This is a genomic window from Variovorax flavidus (assembly GCF_030317145.1).
Classification (GTDB): Bacteria; Pseudomonadota; Gammaproteobacteria; order Burkholderiales; family Burkholderiaceae_C; genus Variovorax; species Variovorax flavidus.
Genome location: NZ_JASZYE010000008.1, coordinates 57,057 through 79,863, shown reverse-complemented (window position 1 = coordinate 79,863; position 22,807 = coordinate 57,057). Strand labels below are relative to the sequence as shown.

The window sequence follows — 22,807 nt, the reverse complement described above, 5'->3', positions numbered from 1 at the left end:
GGCGACAGCGCGTTTCGACCGCACTGCCTACAATCATGGCTTCTTGCCATGACGTTAACGTAAACGTCAATCGTACATGAACCTCCTCGAACGCGAACTCCACTATCCCCTCGGCGACACCTTGCCGGCTCCCGGCGAGGCGCTCGAAGTGGCGCCCGGCGTGCGGTGGATCCGCATGGCGCTCCCCTTTGCGCTGGACCACATCAACCTCTGGCTGCTGCGCGACACGATCGACGGCGTCGAAGGCTGGACGGTGGTCGACTGCTGCATCTCGCACGACGCCTCGCGCGCGCAGTGGGAACAGATCTTCGAAACCCAGTTGCAGGGCCTGCCGATCCTGCGGGTGATCGTCACGCACATGCACCCTGACCACATCGGCCTGGCCGACTGGCTGTGCCGGCGCTGGAATGCGCCGCTGTGGATCAGTGCCACCGACTACCACGTCGCCCGCGTGCTCACCTCCGCCGGCGACACGCTGGCCGGCGGCGACGCGGCGGCGGACTTCTTCGCCTCGCACGGCCTGACCGACCCCGAAGCGGTCGCGAAGATCCGCGGACGGACCAACTACTACGTCAGCATGGTGCCCGCCGTGCCGGCCAACTTCGTGCGCATGCTCGACGGCGACCGGATCGCCATCGGCGGCCGCGAGTGGCGCTGCATCAGCGGCTACGGCCACGCGCCCGAACACATCGCGCTCTACTGCGAAGAGCTCAATGCCCTGCTCGGTGGCGACATGATGCTGCCGCGCATCTCGACCAACGTGAGCGTGCATGCCGGGGAGCCGGAAGCCAACTCGCTGCGGCTCTTCCTCGACAGCATCGAGCGCTTCAATTCGCTGCCGGCCGACACGCTGGGCCTGCCCTCGCACGGCAAGCCGTTCACCGGCATCCACCGCCGCGTCGAACAACTGCAGGAGCATCACCGCGACCGCCTGGCCGAGCTGCTGGAGGCCTGCATCGCCAAGCCGCACAGCGCGGCAGAAGGCCTGCCGATCCTGTTCAAGCGCCAGCTCGACCTGCACCAGATGACCTTCGCCATGGGCGAGACCGTGGCCCACCTGCACCTGCTGTGGTTCTCGGGCCAGTTGCAGCGCCGCCTGGGCGAGGACGGCGTCTACCGCTTCGGCGCCTTCGCATGACCGTATTGAGCCAGTTGCGCGCAGGCCAGTTGGCCGGGTCGCAACGGCTCGACCTGTCCTGCGGCCTCACGGAGTTTCCGCGCGAGATCTTCGATCTGGCGGACACGCTGGAGGTGCTCAATCTCTCGGGCAATGCGCTGAGCGCCCTGCCCGACGACCTGCACCGGCTGCACCGGCTGCGCGTGCTGTTCTGTTCGGACAACCAGTTCACCGAGTTGCCAGAAGTGGTGGGCCAATGCCGGCAGCTCGACATGGTCGGCTTCAAGGCCAATCGCATCCGCAGCGTTCCGGCGGAGTCGCTGCCGCCAGCCTTGCGCTGGCTGATCCTCACGGACAACCTCGTCGAGGCCCTGCCCTCCACGATCGGCCAATGCGCCCGGATGCAGAAGCTGATGCTCGCCGGCAACCGTCTGCGTGCGCTGCCGGAAGAGATGGCCGCCTGTCGCGCGCTGGAGCTGCTTCGCGTCTCCGCCAACGAATTCGACGCGCTGCCCGATTGGCTTCTGTCGCTGCCCCGGCTTGCATGGCTGGCTTTCGCGGGCAATCCCTTCGACGAGACGCCGGAACAAGCGGCCCTTGCGGCGCAGCCTGCAGCAGCCATCGACTGGAGCGGCCTGTCGCTGAAGCACAAGCTGGGCGAAGGTGCCTCCGGCGTGATCCATCACGCGGATTGGCAGCAGGCCGACGGCACCATCCGTCCGGTGGCGGTCAAGCTGTTCAAGGGCGCGGTCACCAGCGACGGCTGGCCGCACAGCGAGATGGCGGCCTGCATCGCGGCCGGCCCGCATCCGAACCTGATCGCCGTGCTCGGCCGGGTCAAGAACCATCCCGAGGACACGCCGGGCCTGGTGCTGGAACTGGTGGATGCGAGCTTTCGCAACCTCGCGGGGCCGCCGAGCCTGCAGTCCTGCACGCGGGACGTCTATGGCCCTGAAGCGCTCGGGTCCCTGGAGACCGTCTCGCGCATGGCGCACGGCATCGCCTCCGCCACCGCCCAGTTGCATGCGCGCGGCGTTTTGCACGGCGACCTCTATGCGCACAACATCCTGTGGAACGGCCAGGGCGACTGCTTGCTGGGCGACTTCGGCGCAGCGTCGTTCCTGCCGACGGACGCCGCCACGTCGCAGGCATTGCAGCGCGTCGAGGCGCGCGCATTCGGTTGCCTTCTCGAAGAACTGCTGGCCCATTGCCACCCGGTCGTCGAAGCCGACGAGGCGAAGCGGAAACTGCTGGCGACCTTGCAACTGCGGTGCACGGACCCGGACACGTCGGCACGCCCCGCGTTCGCGGAAATCGCCTCGCTCCTGGTCGCCTGACCACCATGCGCCCCCTGCCGCTGCCCTTGCGTGATGGCGTCGGCCCGAGCTGCGTCGCCCTGCCGACGGGCGACTGGCCCACGATCCTCGAATTCCTGGTGCAGCGCTTCGCCGCCATCCCGCGCTCGACATGGCAAGCCCGCATCGAGGCCGGCGACGTGGTCGACGAGCATGGAGTGCCCGTCACGCAGGTCCGGCCCTTCGAGCCAAGGCTGCGCGTCTACTACTACCGCGCGCTCGAAACCGAGCCCCGCATTCCTTTCGAGGAAGTCATCCTGCATCAGGACGAGCACCTGCTGGCCGTGGACAAGCCTCACTTCCTGCCGGTCACGCCCGTGGGCAAGTACGTGCAGGAAAGCCTGCTCGTGCGCCTCAAGCGCAAGCTGGGCCTGCAGGATCTCGCGCCCGTGCACCGCATCGACCGCGAAACCGCCGGGATCGTGCTGTTCTCGGTACGGCCCGCCACGCGCGCCGCCTACAGCGCGCTGTTCGCGGATCGCGAGATCAGCAAGCACTACGAAGCGATCGTCCAGTGGTCCGGCGACCGGACGCTGCCCGCCATTCATCGCAGCCGGCTCGATGCCGACACTCACTTCATGCGCATGCGGGAAGTTCCCGGCGAACCCAATTCGGAGACGCACTTCAGGCTGCTCGCCGAACGCAACGGATGGGCCCGCCTGGACCTGTCGCCCGTCACCGGCCGCAGGCATCAATTGCGCGTGCACTGCGCCGCGCTCGGCATGCCGATCCTGAACGACGCCATCTACCCCGTGCTTCGTCCCGAAGGCAGCGACGACTTCGAGCGGCCGCTGCAATTGCTGGCCAGGGAGATCGCGTTCCGGGATCCAGTGAACGGCAGCGAACGGCGCTTCACGAGCCCCAGGTCGCTCTCGCTGCCAGCCTGAGCCGTCGTCGGCCGGGCCGCTTTTGCGGCCCCTGCTGGCACCCATGTGACGCAAGCCGGCGGCAAGGCGCACTAAGCTCGCGCCGAACACTTCCAGGAGACAAGCCACATGGACACCACCCAACTCTTCTCGCTCAAGGGCCGCACCGCGCTCATCACCGGCGGCTCGCGCGGCATCGGCCGCATGATTGCCGAAGGCTTCCTCGCGCAGGGCGCCCGCGTCTACATCTCGGCGCGCAAGGCAGCCGCCTGCGACCAGACCGCCAAGGAACTCGCGGCCTTCGGCCATTGCGTCTCGCTGCCGGCGGACGTGTCGACGGTCGAGGGTGCGCATGCCCTCGTCGCCGCGTATGCCAAGCATGAAGGCTCGCTCGACATCCTGGTCAACAACGCCGGCGCCGCCTGGGGCGCGCCCTACGACGAGTTCCCCGAGAGCGGTTGGGACAAGGTGGTCGACCTCAACCTGAAGACGCCCTTCTTCCTGACCCAGGCGCTGACGCCGATGCTCAGGAAGGCCGCCACGGACCATCTGGCGAAGGTCATCAACATCGCGTCGATCGACGGCATCTCGGTCAACCCCCAGGAAACCTATTCGTATGCGGCGAGCAAGGCGGGCCTGATCCAGCTCACGCGCCGCATGGCACTGCGGCTCGCGCAGGATCGCATCGCCGTCAGCGCGATCGCGCCGGGCGCCTTCGCGTCCGACATGAACCGCGTCGCCCGCGACCATGGTGACGAGATCAAGGGCGGCATTCCCGCGGGGCGCATCGGCGAGCCCGAGGACATGGCGGGCGCCGCGATCTATCTCGCCTCTCGCGCTGGCGACTACGTGATGGGCTCGACGCTCATCGTGGACGGCGGCGTCACGCACGCGCGCTGAGGGGCGCGAGGATGTCCGGGCTTCTCAGGAACATCCTCGCCTTCTTCGTCGGGTTGTTCGGCTACGGGAGCAGGGCCCCGCAGGACGTGGTGGTCACGAACTTCTGGGTCACGCCCTTCGACTCGGGCATCAAGGTGCTCAAGAGCGACAAGTACCTGCAGTTTGCCGAGACCGCGCAGGTGGACTACCTGCTCCAGGTGGGCCGGTTCTTCGCCATTCTTCGAAGCGGGGCCAGCTTCGTCAATGTGGCGCAGCAGGTGAGGTTCTCGCGGCCCGTTCCCGTCTTCAGCCGGGTGCGGGTCGAGACGCGGCTTCTCTACGCGGACGAGAAATGCGCGTACTTCCTGCATGCCGTGCATGCGAGAGGCGGCCAGGCTGCCGAGGTGCTGGTCAAGATGAAGTTCAAGAAGGGCGGCATCACGGTCGCGCCCGCGTCCTTTCTTCGTTTCGACTTCGCGGAAGTTCCGGAGAAGGTTCGACGCTGGGAGCCCGTGCTGCAGACGCAAGGCCCTGGCGATACGCCTTCCTTCCCTTCGCCTCCGCCACCTGCAGTTCCTTCGCAGTCAACACATAAGCCGGGTTGTTCACCATCCGCTTGACGGCGAGGTCGATGAAGGCCCGCACGCGCGCCGGCTGGGCAGTGCGGCTTCCGTAGTAGACGAAGGTGCTGGAGTAGTCGGCCACGTGCTTCGTCAGTACCGGCACCAGCCGGCCCGCGCGGATGTGCGGCGCGGCCGTGACGCCCGTCAGGAGTCCGATGACGTGCCCCGCCAGCACGGCTTCGGTCTCCAGCGGCTCGTCGTTGACGCACAGCGCCGGCACCACGGGGTAGTCGACCATGCCATCGTGCACCTTGACGTGCCAGGGCATGACCCGGCCGGTGCTCGTGTGGCGAAAGGCGCTGCAGCGGTGTGCGGCGAGCGCATGGAGGCTGTCCGGCGCGCCGTGGCGCTCCAGGTACGCCGGCGCCGCACAGATGATGAGCTGCAGCGGGAACAGCTTGCGCGCGATGACACCCTCGGCCGGCGAAGGCCCGACGCGAAAACCCACGTCCACGCGGTCTTCCACCCAGTTGCCGATGCGGTCGTCCAACTGCACATCGGGCTGCACTTCGGGGTACAGGCGGCAGTACTCGTCGAGCACCGGCCAGAGCACGGGCGCGAAGGTGGACCGCGGGCCGACGATGCGCAGCGGCCCGGCGATCTCGTCCTTGGCTTGCCGTGCCATGTGCAGGGCGCGCTGCAGGCCGACCAGTGCCGGCTGCGCGGCTTCGAGGAACTGCCGGCCCTCGTCGGTGAGTGACAGGCTGCGCGTCGTGCGGTGAAACAGCCGCACGCCGAGATGCTGCTCGAGCTGCGCCAGGGCCTGGCTCGCAGCCTGGGGCGTCATGCCCTGCGCAACGGCGGCCTGGCGCAGGCTGCCGAGTTCGGCGGCCTTGGCAAACGTTCCGATGGAACGCAATTCGTTGATCGGCATGAAGCCCCCTTTGGCTGACGATTATCAACAGCAACTTGTCAGTCCTTCAAGGTTCCGCGGGCTATTCGGCGCGTAGGTCCAAGCCTAAAGTCTCCCCAGGTCGGCCGTTCGAGCCGGCTACCCACCTGTGCGTGCGCCGCCCCCGCAGCGCGCGCCAACGATGAAGGAGCGGAACGCGACATGACCACGCTCGACGAGTTCAGCATTTCCCGACGCGGCCTGTTGAAGGCCGGTGCGGCGACCGCATCCGTGCCTGCCATGGCCGCCGCGTCCGCGGCACCCGCCCCGGCGCGCGCCACCAGCGGACCGGGCCCCTCCACGGTCACGCTCAACGTCAACGGCAAGACGCACCGCCTCGTGCTGGACACCCGCACCACATTGCTCGACACCTTGCGCGAGCACCTGCACCTGACCGGCACCAAGAAGGGCTGCGACCACGGCCAGTGCGGCGCCTGCACGGTCATCGTGGATGGCCGCCGCATCAACTCGTGCCTGACGCTGGCCGTGATGCACGAAGGCGCCAAGGTGACCACCATCGAGGGCCTCGGCACGCCCGGCAATCTGCACCCGATGCAGGCGGCCTTCGTCAAGCATGACGGCTACCAGTGCGGCTACTGCACACCGGGCCAGATCTGCTCTGCCGTCGGCATGCTGGGCGAGATCGCCGAAGGCATTCCGAGCCACGTCAGCGCCGACCTGGCCGCCAGGCCGCAGCTCACGCCCGTCGAGTTCCGCGAGCGCATGAGCGGCAACATCTGTCGCTGCGGCGCCTACAGCAACATCGTGGATGCGATCAGCGAAGTGGCGGGGGTGAAAGCATGAAAGCCTTCAGCTACGAGCAGGCCACCTCGCCCGAGCAGGCGGTGGCTGCGGCGGCGCGCCAACCCAACGCGCGCTTCATTGCCGGCGGCACCAACCTGCTGGACCTGATGAAGCTGGAGATCGAGACGCCGGCGCACCTGATCGACGTCAACGGCCTCGGCTTCGACAAGATCGAAGCCACGCCGGACGGCGGCCTGCGCATCGGCGCACTGGTGCGCAACACCGACCTCGCCGCGGATGCGCGCGTGCGGCGCGACTATGGCGTGCTGTCGCGCGCCCTGCTCGCCGGCGCTTCGGCGCAGCTTCGCAACAAGGCGACCACCGCAGGCAATCTGCTGCAGCGAACGCGCTGCCCCTACTTCTACGACACGAACCAGGCGTGCAACAAGCGCCAGCCGGGCAGCGGCTGCTCGGCGATCGGCGGAGTCAGCCGGCAGTTGGCCGTGGTGGGCACGAGCGAAGCCTGCATCGCGACGCATCCGAGCGACATGGCCGTCGCCCTGCGCGCGCTCGATGCGACGGTCGAGACCCTCCGGCCCGGCGGCCAGCGCCGCACGATCCCGATCGAGGACTTTCACCGACTGCCTGGCGCCACGCCGCACATCGAGACGGCGCTGCAGCCCGGCGAGCTGATCGCGTCGGTCAGGCTCCCGGCGCCCGTCGGCGGCAAGCATGTCTATCAGAAAGTGCGTGACCGGGCCTCCTACGCGTTCGCGCTGGTCTCGGTCGCAGCGATCGTGCAGCGCGACGGCACGGGCCGCGTGGCACTGGGCGGCGTCGCGCCCAAGCCGTGGCGAATCTCCTCCGCAGAAGCGCAATTGCCCCGTGGCGCCAGCGCCGTGACCTCGGCCTTGCTCGCTGGCGCGAAGCCGACCGAACACAACGCCTTCAAGGTGACGCTGGTCGAGCGCACGCTCGACGCGGTGTTGACGGAAGCGAGGAGCTGAGCCATGCGATTCGACCAACCCGCCACCACGAACCCCATCGACCAGCTCAAGGTCGTCGGCCGGCCCACGGACCGCATCGATGGACCGCTCAAGACCACGGGCACCGCCCCCTACGCCTACGAGCGCCATGACGTCGCGCCCAACGCGGCCTACGGCTACATCGTCGGCGCCGGCATCGCCAAGGGCCGCATCACCGCCATCGACCAGGGCCGCGCCAAGTCGGCGCCCGGCGTGATCGCCATCGTCACGGCCGAAAACGCGGGCGAACTCGGCAAGGGCAACTTCAACACCGCGAGGCTGCTGGGCGGACCCGCCGTGGAGCATTACCACCAGGCCATCGCGCTGGTGGTCGCCGAGACCTTCGAGCAGGCGCGGGCGGCCGCGCAATTGCTGAAGGTGAGCTACGCCACCGCCGAAGGCGTCTTCGACCTCGAGGCCGCGAAGACCTCCGAACGCCGGACCGCCGACCGCAACAGCACGATCGGCGACTTCGCCGGGGCCTTCGCCAAGGCCGAAGTGACGCTGGACGAGACCTACACCACGCCGGATCACTCGCACGCCATGATGGAGCCGCATGCCACGACCGCCGCATGGCGCGGCGACCAACTCAACATCTGGACGTCGAACCAGATGATCGACTGGACCCGGACAGACCTGGCGACAACGCTGGGCATGCCCAGGGAAAAGATCCACCTCATGTCGCCGTACATCGGTGGCGGCTTCGGCGCGAAGCTGTTCCTGCGCGCCGACACGGTGCTCGCGGCCATCGGTGCCCGCATGGTTCGCCGCCCGGTCAAGGTGGCCCTGCAGCGCCCGATCATGGCGAACAACACCGTCCACCGGCCCGCAACCATCCAGCGCATCCGCCTGGGTGCCACCCGGCAGGGAAAGCTCACGGCCATCGGGCATGAGAGCTGGTCCGGCAATCTGGTCGGCGGCAAGCCCGAGAACGCGGTGCAGCAGACGCTGTGGCTCTACGCCGGCGAGAACCGCCTGACCGGCACCCGGCTGGCGATGCTCGACCTGCCCGAAGGCAATGCGATGCGCGCGCCGGGTGAAGCCCCAGGGTTGATGGCGCTGGAAATCGCGGTTGACGAGATGGCCGAGCGTCTCGGCATGGACCCGGTCGAGTTCCGCGTGCTCAACGACACCCAGGTCGACCCGGCGAACCCGAGCCGGCGCTTCTCCGAGCGTCGCCTGATCGAATGCATGCGCACCGGCGCGGATCGCTTCGGATGGGCGCAGCGCAGCGTCAAGCCCGCGCAGCGGCGCGAAGGCCGCTGGTGGATCGGCACCGGCATGGCCGCGGCCTTCCGCAACAACCAGGTCACCAAATCGGGCGCCCGCGTGCGGCTCGACGGACGCGGTGTGGTGACGGTGGAAACCGACATGACCGACATCGGCACGGGCAGCTACACCATCATTGCGCAGACCGCCGCGGAGATGATGGGCGTGCCGCTCGAACGCGTGGTCGTGCGCCTCGGCGACTCGTCCTTCCCCGTTTCCTCCGGTTCCGGCGGGCAATGGGGCGGCAACTGCTCGACCGCCGGCGTGTACGCAGCCTGCGTGAAGCTGCGCGACGCCGTGGCGCAGCGCGCGGGCCTGCCGGCGGAAGGCGCGAGCTTCGCGGACGGCATGGTGCGCGCGGGCGGCCGCAGCGCATCGCTCTCCGAGGTGGCCGGCGACAGCGGCATCGTGGCGGAGGACACGATCGAGTTCGCCGAGCTGAGCAAGCGCTACCAGCAATCCACCTTCGGCGCGCACTTCGTCGAAGTGGCCGTGGATGCCTACACCGCCGAGGTCCGCGTGCGCCGGATGCTCGCCGTGTGCGCGTCGGGCCGCATCCTCAACCCCAAATCCGCACGCAGCCAGGTCATCGGCGGCATGACGATGGGCGTCGGCGCCGCGCTGATGGAAGAACTCGCGGTGGACAAGCGCCTGGGCTTCTTCGTCAACCACGACCTCGCCGGCTACGAAGTGCCCGTGCACGCGGACATCCCGCACCAGGAAGTGATCTTCCTGGACGAGACGGACCCCATCTCCTCGCCCATGAAAGCCAAGGGCGTCGGCGAACTCGGCATCTGCGGCGTCGGTGCAGCGGTCGCCAACGCCATCTACAACGCGACCGGCGTGCGCGTGCGCGACTACCCGGTCACGCTGGACAAGCTGATCGGACGCATGCCAACGCCGGGCGCCTGACGACGCAATCTCATGAGGAAGCAAAAAATGCAACATCGACAACTCGGAAAAAGCGGCCTGGAGGTCTCTGCCCTCGGGCTGGGCTGCATGGGCCTGAGCTATGGCTACGGGCCTGCCACCGATACGGCTGATGCCGTCAAGCTCATTCGCGCCGCCTTCGATCGCGGCATCACGTTCTTCGACACGGCCGAAGCCTACGGACCTTTCATCAACGAAGGGGTGGTCGGCGAAGCGCTCGAGCCGATCCGCGACCAGGTCGTGATCGCAACCAAGTTCGGCTTTCGCGAGGGCGACACCGCCAAGGGCCTCGACAGCAGGCCGGAGCGCATCCGGCAGGTGACGGACGAGGCGCTGAAGCGCCTTCGCACGGACCGCATCGACCTGCTCTACCAGCACCGCGTCGATCCGCAGGTCGCCATCGAAGAAGTCGCCGGGACCGTGAAAGACCTGATCCGCGAGGGCAAGGTGAAGCACTTCGGTCTCTCCGAGGCCGGCGTCGACAGCATCCGGCGTGCGCATGCGGTCCAGCCTGTCACTGCGCTCCAGAGCGAGTATTCCCTGTGGTGGCGCGAGCCGGAGAAGGAGGTTCTCCCGCTGCTCGAGGAACTGGGCATCGGCTTCGTGCCGTTCAGCCCGCTCGGCAAGGGCTTCCTGACGGGCGCCATCGACGCGCAGACCGCGTTCAGCGCGAATGACTTTCGCAACACCGTGCCGCGCTTCGCGCCGGAGGCTCGGGAGGCGAACCGCGCGCTGGTCGACGTTCTGGCCGGCATCGCCTCACGCAAGCAGGTCACCCCTGCCCAGCTTGCGCTCGCGTGGTTGCTCGCGCAGAAGCCGTGGATCGTGCCCATCCCCGGCACGACCAAGCTTCACCGCCTTGAAGAAAACGCCGGCGCCACATCCGTTGTCTTGTCGCCGGAAGACCTGAAGGAGATCGAGGCGGCCGTGTCGAGTGTGCCGGTGCAGGGTGCCCGCTACTCTGCGGACCGCCAGAAGCTCGTCGGGCGGTGAGCTGAACAGTGCCACCGTCATCGGGGCCGGATCGACCCCGCGCCATTCGCGTGAGCGCGGCCCGAGCAAAGCGCCGGCACACAATGGCGTCCTTCCGGAGAAGGACACCTCTCGACCATGGCGACGTTCGAATGGATCATCGTGCTGCTGCTCGGCGCGGCACTGCTGGCGGCGCTGGCGCGCAAGCTCGGCGCACCCTACCCGACCTTCCTCGCGCTCGGCGGCACGCTGCTCGCCTTCGTGCCCGAGAGCCCGAACTGGACACTGGACCCGCACCTCGCGCTGACGCTCTTCGTCGCGCCGGTGCTGGTCGACGCGGCCTACGACACCTCCCTGCGCGACCTGCGGGCCAACTGGCGGCCAGTGGCCGGGCTCGTCATCGCGGCGGTCGGCACGACCGTGCTGGCGGTCGCGTTCACGGCGCGCTGGCTGGTGCCCGGCATGCCGTGGCCGGTCGCGATCGCGCTCGGTGCCATCGTCGCGCCGCCCGATGCGGCGGCAGCGACTGCGGTGATGCGCCAGGTGAAGCTGCCGCACAAGCTGCTGAAGATCCTCGAAGGCGAAAGCCTCCTCAACGACGCGAGCGCACTGCTGGTCTACCGGCTCGCCATCATGACCATGATGGCCGGACACCTCGGCTTCGGCAGTTTCGCGCCGGTGTTCCTGCTGACCGTCTTCGGCAGCATCGCCGCAGGCATCGCCTGCGCCCGCGTGCTGGGGCCACTGACGATCAGCCTGCGCGAGGTGCCGATCGCGCTGATCGTGATGTTTGCGCTGACCTTCGGCGTGTGGATCGCAGCCGAGGCGATCGGGCTCTCCGGCATCCTGACGCTGGTCGCCTATGCGATGACCATCGCGCGGCGTGGCGGGCAGCAGATGCCGGCGCGCATGCGCGTGCCGATCTTCGCGGTATGGGAGACGGTGGTCTTCGTGCTGAACGCGTTCGCCTTCGTGCTGATCGGCATGCAGTTGCGGCCGATCTGGACGCGGCTCGAAGCCAGCGGCGGGCAGGCCGATGCGCTCATCACCGCTGCGGTGGTGCTGGGCGTGACGATCCTGGCGCGCTTCGCGTGGGTGATGGTCTACCAGGCGCTCAAGCGTCGGCGCAGCGCGAAGCCCGGCGAGCCGCCGCATCCAAAACCCACGCTCGGCAGCGGCATCGTGCTCTCGTGGGCGGGCATGCGCGGCATCGTCACACTGGCGGCGGCCTTCGCCATTCCCGAGACGCTGCCCGACGGCACGCCCTTTCCGTTCCGCGACCTGATCCTGCTGTGCGCCTTCGCGGTCGTGCTCGGCACGCTGGTGCTGCAGGGCCTGACGATGGCGCCGCTAATCCGCGCCATGGGCCTGACCGACGACGACCCGGTCGGCCGCGAGATCCGGCTCGGCCGCACGCATGCGTACGGCGCGCTGCTCGACGCGATCAAGGACGACGACACGCTTTCGGCAAAGCTGCTGCGCAAGGAATACGGCGCGGTGGTCGAACTGAATACCAGCCAGACGGCTGACACGCGCGTCGATGAAGTGCCCGGCGGACCGCTTCGCCGCCATGCGATCACCGTGGCGCGGCAGCGCGCATTCGAGCTTCGCCGCGATGACGTGATCGGCGACGACGCCTACCGGGTGCTGGTGCAGGAACTCGACTGGGCGGAACTCAGCGCCGGCGGCGGCAGGCCGGATTGACGCCTTAGTACTGGAGCTTCGGATACCAGTCGGCGCCGCGCCCGCCCGGCGTCAGGTCGAGGATGGACCAGAGCGAGGCGATGTCGGGCGCGCCGCGCGGGTCCTGGCCGGGGTCGGCCATCTCGCCCGTCATCTCGCCGGCCCAGAACAGGCGGACCTTGTCGCCGTCGCGCTTGAACACGATCAGCGCCGGGTACTCGCTCCCGTCGGGCTGCAGCACGCCGATGTCCTTCGCATAGTCGTCGCCGATGGTCTGCACGAAGTTCAGGTCGCGCCAGCCGCGCTCCTGCGCAAAGGCGTACTGCCGCTCCACCGGCGAGCGCCCCAGCACCCTGAGCGCTACACGCTGCTTGATGTCCGCGGCATTGCCGTTCAGCGCACCCAACAGGTTGGTGCACATCGGGCACGGCCGTTCGCGCTGCGGCCCGTACATCCAGAAATAGGTGACGAGCGTGTCCTTGTCGCCGAACAGGTCGAGCAGCCCCACCTCGAAGGCCTGTTCGTCCTTGAAGCGGTAGTTCTTCTCGATCACCGGGCCGGCCGGCAGGTCCTGGCGCTGCTCGACCAGGCGCGTCATGTGGCGGCGAAACTCGATCTCTTCGGCCAGCAGAGCCTGTCGGGCGGCGGCGTATTCGGCCGATGCGCCAGGGAACGGCGTCTTCGCCTTCTTCGCCAGCTCTGCGGCGGGGGTCAGCGTTTGCGGCATGCCTTTGCTCCTTGTTTGCGCCTAGAGTATGGAAAACAACGACGGTTTTCCAAGGAGACATTCATGAGGATTCTGCGTCAGACGTTCACTACATGGCTGCTTCTGTGCTGCGCCGCAGTCACCGCCTGGGCGGCCGACACGCCCCCCGCCAAGGAAGGCGACTGGATCGCCAAGGACTTCCGCTTCCACACCGGCGAAGTCCTGCCTGAAGTGCGACTGCACTACACCACGCTGGGTTCGCCGTCGAATCCGGCCGTGCTGGTGTTGCACGGCACGTCCGGCTCCGGGACCGGCATGCTGTCGCCGGCCTTCGGCGACGAACTCTTCGGGCCGGGGCAGCCTCTCGACGCCAGCAAGTACTTCGTCATCCTTCCGGATGCCCTGGGCCATGGCAAGTCGTCCAAGCCGTCGGACGGCCTGCGGACGAAGTTCCCGCTCTACAACTACGACGACATGGTGCAGGGCCAGTTCCGGCTGCTCACCGAGGGGCTCGGCGTGAAGCACCTGCGCCTCGTCATCGGCAATTCGATGGGTGGCATGCAGACGTGGATCTGGGGCGCGCAGCACCCCGAGTTCATGGATGCACTGGTGCCGATGGCTTCGCAGCCCACCGAGATGTCGAGCCGCAACTGGATGATGCGGCGGATCGTCATCGACTCGATCCGCAACGACCCGGCCTGGAACAACGGCAACTACACGACGCAGCCCCAGGCCGTGCGCGCGGCCAACGCCTATTTCGGCATCGTCTCCAACGGCGGTTCGCTGGCGTACCAGAAGATGGCGCCGACCCGCGCGGCAGCGGACAAGCTGCTGGATGCGCGACTGGCAGCGCCTTTCACGGCCGACGCCAACGACTTCCTCTACCAGTGGGATTCCTCGCGCGACTACAACGCCGCGCCGCAGCTGGAGCGCATTCGTGCGCCCCTCCTCGCCATCAACTCGGCGGACGACGAACGCAATCCGCCCGAGCTGGGCATCATGGAGCGCGAGCTCAAGCGGCTGAAGAACGCGAAGTTCCTTCTCATTCCGGCCAGCGAAGACACACGCGGCCATGGCACCACCGCCAACGCGAAGTTCTGGAAGACGCAGATGAAGCAATGGCTGGACGCGGCGCCAGCCCAATAAGAATACAAAACACTTACATTTGAACGCGCCTGGAGGCCCTCCGGACGGGCCTTCAGGCGCGCAAACTCATGGCCCCTCATTCCAAGGAGAAGCGCCATGGGCACCCCCACCGAGATCGCCAAGCAAGGTTATGCAGCGTTCGGCAAGCGCGACATTCCGGCGCTGCTGGATCTGCTCGCGGATGACGTGGAATGGAAATTCCTCGCCACCCCCGACACCGGCACGCCCTACGGCGGCACCTGCAAGGGCAAGCAGCAGGTGGCCGAGTGGTTCGGCAAGCTGGCCCAGGCCGATGAGATCCTGGAGTTCGAGCCGCGCGAGTTCCTCGAAGGCCCCAATCACGTGACGGTCCTCGGCCGCGTCAAGGGCCGCGCGTTGCCGGACGGCAAGGTGCACGAATCCGAATGGATCCAGGTGTTCACGTGGAAGGAAGGCACCAAGATCAGCCGCTGGGTCGGGACAGGCGACACCGCCTCCAGACTCCACGCGAAGTAGACAATGGCTGGATGAACAAACGTCACTTCCTGGGCACGGCAGCACTCGCCGGACTGTGGCCCGCAGTCGATGCACTAGCGGCCGACCCGGAGCGCAAGGGCCCGGGTCTCCTCACCGTCAGCGGCGCGATCGGCAAGTCGAACCGGGGCGCGGTCGACCCGGCGCTCGACCAGCTGCTGGTCAAGCACGGCGTCAAGTTCGACAAGGCCTTCGTGTTCGACTCCGACGCCTTGCGCCGTCTGCCCGTCACCCGCATCAAGGCCACGCTCGAATACGACGCCAAGATGCACGCGCTGGCAGGCCCGCTGCTGACGAGCGTGCTGGAAGCGGCGGGCGTTCCGACGACCAGTGAAGTGACGATCGCCCTTCGCGCGGTGGATGGCTACGTCGTGCCGCTGAGCATGGCGAACGCACGTGCCTACCGCATGATCGTGGCCACCGAGATCGACGGCACGCCGCTCGCGCTCGGTGGGCTCGGCCCGCAGTGGGCGATCTATGAGGCGGACACGCTCGCCGCGTTCAAGGACAAGCCGCTCAAGGAACGCTTCGCGCTGTGCCCGTGGGGGCTCTACAGCATCGAAGTCACGCGCGGTTGATCGCTGCACGCTGAACCATGGACAAGCCAACCGGCCTCAGGAAGGGGCTCACCAGCTACGGCGACCAGGGCTTCTCCCTGTTCCTTCGCAAGGCCTTCATCAAGGGTGCGGGCTACACCGACTCCGCGCTCGACCGGCCCGTGGTCGGCATTGCCAACACCGGCAGCGCCTACAACCCCTGCCACGGCAACGCGCCGCAACTCATCGAGGCGGTCAAGCGCGGCGTGATGCTGGCCGGCGGCCTGCCGATGGAGTTTCCGACCATCTCCATCCATGAGAGCTTTGCCGCGCCGACCAGCATGTACCTGCGCAACCTCATGTCGATGGACACCGAGGAAATGGTGCGCGCCCAGCCGATGGATGCCGTCGTGCTCATCGGCGGCTGCGACAAGACCGTGCCCGCGCAGCTCATGGGCGCGGCGTCGGCCGGCATCCCCACCATCCAGCTCATCACTGGATCGATGTTGACCGGCAGCCACCGCAGCGAGCGCGTCGGCGCCTGCACCGACTGCCGCCGCTACTGGGGCAAGTTCCGCGCAAGCGAGATCGATGAAGACGAAGTCGCCGACGTGAACAACCAGCTCGTCGCCAGCGTCGGCACCTGCTCGGTGATGGGCACGGCCAGCACCATGGCCTGCATCGCCGAGGCGCTGGGCATGACGATGCCGGGCGGCGCATCGCCACCGGCCGTCACCGCCGACCGCATCCGCATCGCCGAGCAGACCGGGACGCAGGCCGTGCAGATGGCGCGCGATCGATTGACCATCGACAAGGTGCTGACCCCCGCCGCCTTCGAGAACGCGATGCGCGTGCTGCTGGCGATCGGCGGCTCGACCAACGGCATCGTGCACCTGACCGCCATTGCGGGGCGCATGGGCCTGGAGATCGACTTGGCCGCACTCGACCGCATGGGCCGCGACACACCCGTGCTGCTGGACCTGAAGCCGTCCGGGCAGCACTACATGGAAGACTTTCATCATGCGGGCGGCATGGCGACCCTGCTGCGCGAGCTCAAGCCGCTGCTGCGGCTCGACGCGATGACAGTCACCGGCCGCACGCTGGGCGAAGAGATAGAGCGCCACGGCGCGGGCTTCAAGCAGGATGTCGTGCGGCCCATCGCCAACCCCATCTATCCGCAAGGCGGCATCGCCGTGCTGCGCGGCAACCTGGCGCCGGGCGGCGCCATCATCAAGCAGTCGGCCGCCGACCCGCAGCTGATGGAGCACGAAGGCCGCGCGGTCGTGTTCGAGAACACCGAGGACCTGCTCACGCGGATCGACAGCGATGACCTGGACGTCACTGCGCAGGACGTGCTGGTGTTGAAGAACATCGGCCCCAAGGGCGCGCCCGGCATGCCCGAGGCGGGCTACATCCCCATCCCGCGCAAGCTGGCACGCGCGGGCGTGAAGGACATCGTTCGCATCTCCGATGGACGCATGAGCGGGACGGCATTCGGGACCATCGTGCTTCACGTCACGCCCGAGTCGGCTGTCGGCGGTCCGCTGGCTTACGTGCGCAATGGCGACCGGATTCGCTTGAGCGTGCGGGACCGCGAGATTGCGCTGCTCGTGACCGATGAGGAACTGGCGCGGCGGGCGAAGGAGTCGCCCGTGACGGCGCCGACTGCCGAACGCGGCTACCTCAAGCTGTTCCTTCAATCTGTCACGCAGGCCGACCAGGGTGTGGACTTCGACTTCCTGCGGGCGGCCGGGATGAACGGGAAAGTGCCCGAGTAGCCATGCGTGGGTAGCGGGGCGCCGCGAGCGCCACCTACAATTTCCACCCCCATGGCAAAGCATCGCAAACACACATCCTCCACCCCGTACATCAGGGTGGCGCCCAGCGGGGTCCACGGGCTCGGCGCCTTCGCGACGCGGGACCTGCCCGCTTTCGCATTGCTGGGCCTCTATGAAGGCCGCCGCTACTCCAAGGAGGAAATCGCGGCGAAGGCGTGGGATGACCAGCTGACCTACCTGTTCACGTTGTCGAACCACGAGACCATCGACGGCGCCAAGGGCGGCAATGGCACGCGCCACCTGAATCACGCCTGCGACCCCAACTGCGAAGCGGTCGAGGAGTATGACGACGCAGGCCGCCTGGTGCTGAAGTTCCAGACGATCGTGCCCGTGGAGGCAGGGGACGAATTGTTCATCGACTACTGCCTGACGGCGGACGACGGATCGCCCGCCTCGAAATACCCCTGCCATTGCGGCTCCGCGAACTGTCGCGGCACGATGCTCGCGCCCGCCGAGGTCGACTCAGCTTCGTGAGTCGCGCGCCGGGCGCTTGCACCAATGTGCAATTGCGCGCGACGCCGACGCGGGTCACGCTTGCGCCCTGCTCGCGACGGCAAGAAGGCGGCGCCTTGCCCCTGGACCCGGTTCGCGAAGCCACTCCAGGAGCGAAGCGATGGCAAAGAAGCCCAGCAGTCCCGTGTCGCGCAAGCAAGCCTCCGCAGAGGCCGTCCCCGCGAACAGCACCCCTGAAATACTTCCCCGCCCCGACTTCCACTTCCCCGGCGAGGTCGGCCGCACCTATCTCGATTCCGATCCCGCCCAGTTCCCCAAGCCCGTGCAGGCACCCAAGGGCGCGCCGAACATCCTGCTGATCCTCATCGACGACTGCGGCTTCGGCCAGTACGGCACCTTCGGCGGCGGCATTCCTTCGCCCACCATGGACAAGCTCGCCGCCGAGGGCCTGCGCTACAACCGCTTCCACACCACCGCGCTGTGCAGCCCCACGCGCGCGGCGCTGATCACCGGGCGCAACCACCACTCCACCGCGTTCGCCGGCATCACCGAGCTGGCCACGGGCTACGACGGCTACACCTGCATCCTGCCGCGCAGCTGCGGCACGATGGGCGAAGTGCTCCGGCAGAACGGCTACATGACGGCCTGGGTCGGAAAGAACCACAACACGCCGACATGGGAGACCAGTGCGGCCGGGCCCTTCGACCGCTGGGCCAATGGCCTGGGCTTCGACTACTTCTACGGCTTCAACGGCGGCGACATGAACCACTGGAACCCGATCCTGTTCCAGAACCGCGACCTGGTGCCGGCGTCGACGGACCCGGACTACCACCTCACGACCGACCTCGCCGACAAGTCCATTGCATGGGTGCGCCAGGCCAAGAGCATCGCGCCCGACCGGCCCTACTTTCTCTATCTCGCCACCGGCGCGACCCATGCCCCGCACCACACGCCGCAGGAATGGATCGACAAGTTCAAGGGCCAGTTCGACGGCGGCTGGGACAAGTACCGCGAGCAGACGCATGCCCGGCAACTCAAGCTGGGCGTGATTCCGAAAGGCACCAAGCTCACGACCCGCTCCAAGGGCTTGCCGGCGTGGAGTTCCCTCAACGCGGACCAGCGGCGCCTCTACGCGCGGATGATGGAAGTCTTCGCCGGCTATGCGGCGCATTGCGACCACGAGCTGGGCCGCGTCGTCGAGGCCTGCAAGCAACTGCCCGACGCCGACAACACGCTCATCATCTACATCGCCGGCGACAACGGCGCCAGCGCCGAGGGTGGGCTGGAAGGTTCGCTGTGCGAGAACATGTTCTTCAACGGCTTATCGGAGAAGTGGCAGGACAACATCAAGGCGATCGACGAGCTGGGCGGTCCGAAGCACTTCAACCATTTCCCGTCCGCCTGGGCGCATGCGATGAACACGCCCTTCCAGTGGACCAAGCAGGTCGCCAGCCATTTCGGCGGCACCCGCAACCCGATGATCATTTCGTGGCCGGCGCGCATCAAGGACAAGGGGGGCCTGCGCGACCAGTTCATCCACACCATCGACATCGTGCCGACGATCTACGAGCTTTGCGGCGTCACCGCGCCGACCGATCTGAACGGGATCCGGCAGAAGCCCATCGAGGGCAGGAGCTTTGCCGATTCCCTGGGCAGCGCGGACGCGAAGAGCCCGCGCAACACGCAGTACTTCGAGCTCGGCTGCAACCGTGGCCTCTACCACGACGGCTGGATGGCATCGTCGCCGTCGTTCGTGCCGTGGGACCCGAACCGCCAGGAGTGGGACCCCGACAAGGCACCCTGGGAGCTCTACAACATCGAGGAAGACTTCTCCCAGGCCAATGACCTGGCCAAGAAGCATCCGGACATGCTGCGCAAGCTGCAGGACCTCTGGTGGGTGGAGGCCGCCAAGTACAACGTGCTGCCGCTCGACTGGCGCGCCACCATCCGCATGAATGCTGAGTTGATGGGGCGGCCCAGCCTCATCGCCGGGCGCACCCGCATGACCTACTACCCCGGCACCATCGGCCTGCCCGACGCGGCGTCTCCGCCGATGTGCAACAAGTCATGGACCATCACGGCCGAGTTCGAGGTGCCCGACGACAAGGCCGAAGGGATGATCGTGACGCACGGCGGACTCGAAGGCGGCTACGGCCTGTACCTGCGCGAAGGCAGGCCGACCTTCGTCTACAACTTCCTGAGCATCGACCGGCCCACGTTCACGGCGAAGAACCCGTTGCCCAAGGGCAGGAACAAGCTGGTGGTCGACTTCAAGTACGACGGCGGCGGCATGGGCAAGGGAGGCACCGTCACCATGAGCGCCAACGGCAGGAAGATCGCCGAGGGCCGGCTGGAGCGCACCATCCCGATCCAGTTCTCGCTGGGCGAGGGATTGGACGTAGGGATGGATATCGGCTCGCCGATCGACTTCACGTACAAGATGCCGTTTGCGTTCACGGGCACCATCGAGAAGGTGACGGTTGAACTGGGGCAACTGGGTGTCGCGGCGGGCAAGCGAGCGCGTACCTCGTAGATATACTTTGCGACATCACGTCAAAAAAAGGCGTGATCGGGTTTGACAGCCTGAAGCAGTTCTGCGACGTGAGCCGCAGTTTTCCCGCAGAGGGTCTGCGGCTTCGTCGTTCGTGCCTCCTTTTTAGGCGGCTCGGACGGGGAGCCGCAAGGCTCGCCGGTTCTCGCAAGAGCTGCCCGGTCTGTCAACCCGTTCGAGTCGCCGCCATCGTTTGACAGCGAGGCGGCGGTTTTAGAAAACCGCAGCTCTTGGAGGTCCTACGTGGTCCACCCTACTTGCGCGCTCGCGCGCCCCCCAAACGATCCCCCCGAAGACGATCGCGCCTCTCTGGCGAGGCGAGTCAACGCCGAAGTTAGCGCGGTGCACGACGGCTATCGCGCCGTCGGATGCCTTCGCGATCTGCTTCTTCGGGAGTTCAGCTTGAGCAAGGACGAGCGCATCGTCCGCCGCAGCGATGTGGAAGCCCTCTTGGACGTGGTCGATGCGGAGTTCCAGCGCCGCGTGCAGACCGCCATCGCGACCGCCGAATCAATGCAAGCGTCTCAATCAGGCATCGGCCCCACATAGCGCCCGCGCGGGCGAATCACTTGCGCCTCGCCCAATTGCTCCAGGCTGTGCGCCAGCAGCCCGACGCTGCGCGCCGTGGCGAACAGGCCGAAAGCCGCGTCGGCCGGCAGCCGATGGTGCGCGACCAGTGCGGCCAGGGCCACGTCGATGTTGGGCTGCAAGCCGGTGAGGTTCGTCACCTTCTCGATGAAGCGCGCGATGACTTCCGGGGGTTCGAACAACGCGAGCAAGGCCGCTGCGCGCGGATCGCCATCGGGATAGAGGTGGTGGCCGAATCCTGCCAGCGGCAAGCCGGTCGAGAGGTAGTGGGCCACCACCTTGTCCTCGCCCAGCCGCTCCACTTCGCTGAACAGCGCCTGGACGCGGCCCGAGGCATCGCCATGCAAGGGGCCGGAAAGCGTGGTCAAGCCGGCCAGGAGGCAGGCCGGCAGCGAGGCACCCGTCGAAGCGGCGATGCGCGCGACAAAGGCTGAACTGGTCAGCTCGTGGTCGACCAGCAGCACCATGGCCGTTCGCAGCAGATCGGCCACCTGGGCCGATTGCTTCCACCCCTTCGCAAAGCGCAGATGCAGCGGTTGCGGGCCCGGCTTGGCACCGAACGCATTGGCCAACTGACCCACCAGGCCCTGGCCCTCGGCGTGCAGCACGCGGGTCAGGCGCCCGCGCGTGGAATGCCCGGTGGCTGCGAGGTCGGCCAAGGCAGTGAAAGCGGCGGCACGCCCAGGTTCGACCGGACGCGCTGGCGTCGTCGGGGACGAAAAGTCCACGGCTTGCTCCGCGCTCCACAGCAGTCGCGCCACATCTTCCAGCGTGGCCGACCGGGCCAGGTTCACAGCATCCTGGCCGCGGTAGTAGGGCCGTCCGCGAAAGAAGGCGCAAAGGGCGGTCGGAATGCTCGGCTCCGAGCCGAACAGCGTATTGGCGGCCAGGGTCTCGTGCTTGCGCCCGGCCTGCTTGCGCTTGGCAAGGCCGGCGACGTCCTCGGCGCGGTACAGGCTGCGGCGCGTATCGGCCGGATCGGGCATGACTTCGAGCTTGCCGCGGCTCACGTAGGCGTAAACCGTCTGGGGTCGTACACCGAGGAGGCGGCATGCCTCGTCCATCGATATCCAGGAAGCCATGGCTTGATGCAGAAAGTTATTTATATTGATTTTAAACGTCAATATTGCCATGTTAGTCAATGTCTTACTAACATGGCCTCATGAAACCCCAGGTCCTGCAACTCAATCCGATCCTGATCCCTGCGATCAACGACCAGCTCGCATCGCTCTACACCGTCCACAAGTATTTCGAGACGAGTGACCCGGATGCCTGGCTGCGTGAACATGGCGCGTCCATCGACGCCGTGATCACCGGCGGGCACACCGGCATTTCGCGCTCGATGCTGGAACAGCTGCCTCGCCTCAAGGTCGTTGCCGTCAACGGCGTGGGGACCGACGCCGTGGATCTGGCGTACTGCCGGGGCCGTGGCCTGCCGGTGACCGCAACCCTTGGCGCGCTGACCGAGGACGTGGCCGACCTGGCCATCGGCTTGCTGATTGCCGCTTGCCGCAACCTGTGCGCCGGCGACCGCTTCGTGCGCGACGGCCAGTGGGAGCGCTTTCCGCAGCCCAACGCCATCCCGCTGGCCCGCCGGTTCAGCGGCATGCGCGTGGGCATCGTCGGAATGGGACGTGTCGGCCGCGCGGTCGCGGTCCGGGCGGCGGCCTTTGGTTGCCCCATCAGCTACACCGACCTGCTCGCCATGGACGATGTGGCCCATCGGTTCGTGCCGAAGCTGGTGGACCTCGCGCGCGACTCGGACGCGCTCGTGCTGTGCGCGGCGGCGGACAAGGCCGAAGGCATCGTCGATGCGGCCGTGCTCGATGCGCTCGGCCCGCGCGGCTTCCTGGTCAACGTCGCACGCGGCCGCCTGGTCAATGAAGCCCACCTGACAGAGGCGCTGACCGCCGGGCGCATTGCCGGTGCGGGCCTGGACGTGTTCGTCGACGAACCCCGCGTTCCGCCGGCACTGCGCCAGTCCGACAGCGTGACCCTTCAGGCTCACCGCGCCAGTGCCACCTGGGAGACGCGGACGGCCATGGCCGAGATGGTGCTCGCCAGCGTTGCCCAGGCCCTGGCGGGCGAACGCCCGTCGATGAGCCTGACCACCTGAGCGCC

20 protein-coding genes and 1 pseudogene are annotated in these 22,807 nt (G+C 67.4%); 18 read left to right on the top strand and 3 right to left on the bottom strand.

The features are described from left to right. Nucleotides 1-76: 76 nt before the first annotated feature. From QTH90_RS26395 to QTH90_RS26375, 5 genes and pseudogenes are all read left to right on the top strand, one after another. Nucleotides 77-1,138: an MBL fold metallo-hydrolase gene (locus QTH90_RS26395; protein WP_286667532.1), complete on the top strand. Its 1,062-nt coding sequence runs from the start codon at nucleotides 77-79 to the stop codon at nucleotides 1,136-1,138. Then, nucleotides 1,135-2,454 (top strand): leucine-rich repeat-containing protein kinase family protein, encoded by a 1,320-nt coding sequence (locus QTH90_RS26390; RefSeq protein ID WP_286667531.1) that lies wholly within the window; start codon nucleotides 1,135-1,137, stop codon nucleotides 2,452-2,454. Before QTH90_RS26395 ends, QTH90_RS26390 begins: the two co-directional genes overlap by 4 nt. A 5-nt stretch (nucleotides 2,455-2,459) precedes the next feature. Further along, nucleotides 2,460-3,359 (top strand): pseudouridine synthase, encoded by a 900-nt coding sequence (locus QTH90_RS26385; protein WP_286667530.1) that lies wholly within the window; start codon nucleotides 2,460-2,462, stop codon nucleotides 3,357-3,359. 108 nt (nucleotides 3,360-3,467) lie between these two features. Then, complete coding sequence (locus QTH90_RS26380; RefSeq protein ID WP_286667529.1) at nucleotides 3,468-4,238, top strand: SDR family oxidoreductase; 771 nt, start codon at nucleotides 3,468-3,470, stop codon at nucleotides 4,236-4,238. An 11-nt stretch (nucleotides 4,239-4,249) separates the two neighbouring features. After that, nucleotides 4,250-4,663 (top strand): annotated as a pseudogene (locus tag QTH90_RS26375) (thioesterase family protein); the annotation flags it as partial. Here QTH90_RS26375 and QTH90_RS26370 read toward each other — a convergent pair. Beyond that, the gene (locus QTH90_RS26370; protein WP_286667528.1) at nucleotides 4,656-5,714 is read right to left on the bottom strand and encodes a LysR family transcriptional regulator; all 1,059 of its coding nucleotides are present in this window, start codon (nucleotides 5,712-5,714) and stop codon (nucleotides 4,656-4,658) included. The pseudogene QTH90_RS26375 and the gene QTH90_RS26370 sit on opposite strands and share 8 nt — an antisense overlap. 180 nt (nucleotides 5,715-5,894) lie before the next feature. Here QTH90_RS26370 and paoA point away from each other — a divergent pair, with 180 nt between their 5' ends. From paoA to QTH90_RS26345, 5 genes are all read left to right on the top strand, one after another. Further along, on the top strand, nucleotides 5,895-6,536 hold the full coding sequence (gene paoA, locus QTH90_RS26365) for an aldehyde dehydrogenase iron-sulfur subunit PaoA (protein ID WP_286667527.1): 642 nt from the start codon (nucleotides 5,895-5,897) through the stop codon (nucleotides 6,534-6,536). Beyond that, nucleotides 6,533-7,483, top strand: coding sequence for an FAD binding domain-containing protein (locus tag QTH90_RS26360; protein WP_286667526.1), 951 nt, complete (start codon nucleotides 6,533-6,535; stop codon nucleotides 7,481-7,483). The genes paoA and QTH90_RS26360 overlap by 4 nt, the downstream gene beginning before the upstream one ends. Before the next feature lie 3 nt (nucleotides 7,484-7,486). Then, nucleotides 7,487-9,682: an aldehyde oxidoreductase molybdenum-binding subunit PaoC gene (gene paoC / locus QTH90_RS26355; RefSeq protein WP_286667525.1), complete on the top strand. Its 2,196-nt coding sequence runs from the start codon at nucleotides 7,487-7,489 to the stop codon at nucleotides 9,680-9,682. Between the two features lie 27 nt (nucleotides 9,683-9,709). Then, nucleotides 9,710-10,693: an aldo/keto reductase gene (locus tag QTH90_RS26350; RefSeq protein WP_286667524.1), complete on the top strand. Its 984-nt coding sequence runs from the start codon at nucleotides 9,710-9,712 to the stop codon at nucleotides 10,691-10,693. A gap of 117 nt (nucleotides 10,694-10,810) precedes the next feature. Next, nucleotides 10,811-12,376, top strand: coding sequence for a Na+/H+ antiporter (locus tag QTH90_RS26345; RefSeq protein ID WP_286667523.1), 1,566 nt, complete (start codon nucleotides 10,811-10,813; stop codon nucleotides 12,374-12,376). A gap of 4 nt (nucleotides 12,377-12,380) precedes the next feature. On the opposite strand, the gene QTH90_RS26340 is transcribed toward QTH90_RS26345, so the two are convergent. Beyond that, nucleotides 12,381-13,082, bottom strand: coding sequence for a DUF899 family protein (locus tag QTH90_RS26340; protein WP_286667522.1), 702 nt, complete (start codon nucleotides 13,080-13,082; stop codon nucleotides 12,381-12,383). A gap of 63 nt (nucleotides 13,083-13,145) precedes the next feature. Between QTH90_RS26340 and QTH90_RS26335 the strand changes: the two genes are divergently transcribed. From QTH90_RS26335 to QTH90_RS26305, 7 genes are all read left to right on the top strand, one after another. Next, nucleotides 13,146-14,207, top strand: coding sequence for an alpha/beta fold hydrolase (locus QTH90_RS26335; protein WP_286667521.1), 1,062 nt, complete (start codon nucleotides 13,146-13,148; stop codon nucleotides 14,205-14,207). A gap of 96 nt (nucleotides 14,208-14,303) precedes the next feature. Then, nucleotides 14,304-14,702 carry a nuclear transport factor 2 family protein gene (locus tag QTH90_RS26330; RefSeq protein ID WP_286667520.1) on the top strand — a complete coding sequence of 133 codons (399 nt, stop codon included), beginning with the start codon at nucleotides 14,304-14,306 and terminating at the stop codon, nucleotides 14,700-14,702. Nucleotides 14,703-14,713: 11 nt separating this feature from the next. Then, complete coding sequence (locus QTH90_RS26325; RefSeq protein WP_286667519.1) at nucleotides 14,714-15,298, top strand: putative pterin-binding protein; 585 nt, start codon at nucleotides 14,714-14,716, stop codon at nucleotides 15,296-15,298. A 17-nt stretch (nucleotides 15,299-15,315) separates the two neighbouring features. Beyond that, nucleotides 15,316-17,034, top strand: coding sequence for an IlvD/Edd family dehydratase (locus tag QTH90_RS26320; protein WP_286667518.1), 1,719 nt, complete (start codon nucleotides 15,316-15,318; stop codon nucleotides 17,032-17,034). A gap of 51 nt (nucleotides 17,035-17,085) precedes the next feature. Continuing rightward, nucleotides 17,086-17,568 (top strand): SET domain-containing protein, encoded by a 483-nt coding sequence (locus QTH90_RS26315; RefSeq protein ID WP_286667517.1) that lies wholly within the window; start codon nucleotides 17,086-17,088, stop codon nucleotides 17,566-17,568. A 139-nt stretch (nucleotides 17,569-17,707) separates the two neighbouring features. Next, nucleotides 17,708-20,080 carry an arylsulfatase gene (locus QTH90_RS26310; RefSeq protein WP_286667516.1) on the top strand — a complete coding sequence of 791 codons (2,373 nt, stop codon included), beginning with the start codon at nucleotides 17,708-17,710 and terminating at the stop codon, nucleotides 20,078-20,080. A 420-nt stretch (nucleotides 20,081-20,500) separates the two neighbouring features. Continuing rightward, entirely contained in the window at nucleotides 20,501-20,647 is a 147-nt protein-coding gene (locus QTH90_RS26305; protein WP_286667515.1) for a hypothetical protein, read from the top strand. Here the strand turns inward: QTH90_RS26305 and QTH90_RS26300 are convergent. Beyond that, complete coding sequence (locus QTH90_RS26300; protein WP_286667514.1) at nucleotides 20,623-21,768, bottom strand: citrate/2-methylcitrate synthase; 1,146 nt, start codon at nucleotides 21,766-21,768, stop codon at nucleotides 20,623-20,625. The genes QTH90_RS26305 and QTH90_RS26300 overlap by 25 nt on opposite strands. An 80-nt stretch (nucleotides 21,769-21,848) precedes the next feature. On the opposite strand from QTH90_RS26300, the gene QTH90_RS26295 reads away from it, so the two are divergent. Continuing rightward, the gene (locus QTH90_RS26295) at nucleotides 21,849-22,802 is read left to right on the top strand and encodes a 2-hydroxyacid dehydrogenase (RefSeq protein ID WP_286667513.1); all 954 of its coding nucleotides are present in this window, start codon (nucleotides 21,849-21,851) and stop codon (nucleotides 22,800-22,802) included. The last annotated feature ends 5 nt before the right edge of the window (nucleotides 22,803-22,807 follow it).